Origin of the sequence: Gluconobacter sp. P1D12_c, assembly GCF_018812105.1 — a bacterium.
In the GTDB taxonomy this organism is placed as follows: domain Bacteria; phylum Pseudomonadota; class Alphaproteobacteria; order Acetobacterales; family Acetobacteraceae; genus Gluconobacter; species Gluconobacter oxydans_A.
The window spans coordinates 1-376 of record NZ_JACSIQ010000780.1 but is presented as its reverse complement, the minus strand read 5'-3'; the positions used below and the strand labels follow the sequence as shown (position 1 = coordinate 376).

1 protein-coding gene is annotated in these 376 nt (G+C 55.9%); it reads right to left on the bottom strand.

Annotated features, from left to right (window positions below; genetic code table 11):
* Window positions 1–376, bottom strand: a 376-nt coding sequence (locus tag KP705_RS19170; protein ID WP_215765457.1) for a hypothetical protein, incomplete at both ends; no start/stop codon positions are given.

Sequence of the window (376 nt, the reverse complement as noted above, 5' to 3'; positions counted from 1 at the left end):
TTTCTGGCGTAGCTGTTGGGCCAGTTTCACGCAGCCCTCGATAACCTTCTCCCGGTATTGGGTCGGAATATCCCTCAGAGCCTTCACAAGAGGCTCCAGACGGCTCTGAAGCTGTTTCAGGCTCTCTCTGTCTTCCTTGGCCCGTTTGGTCGCTGTGCGGGCAACTGTGGCGCTCTGAACGGCAGGTTCATAATGCTGCTGAACGGTCTGACTGATGCGTTTTGCCACCTGCTCAGGGTCTTCCACAACACGGGTAAAAATCACCTTCTTGAGCACCTGCGGTTCTAGGTCAGCAGGGGTCAGGTTTTTGTGCTCGGGTTCGTCCCGTTCTAGCGCCCCGTAGTAGGTTTTCAGCTTGGTGTGGGTGGCCTTGCTT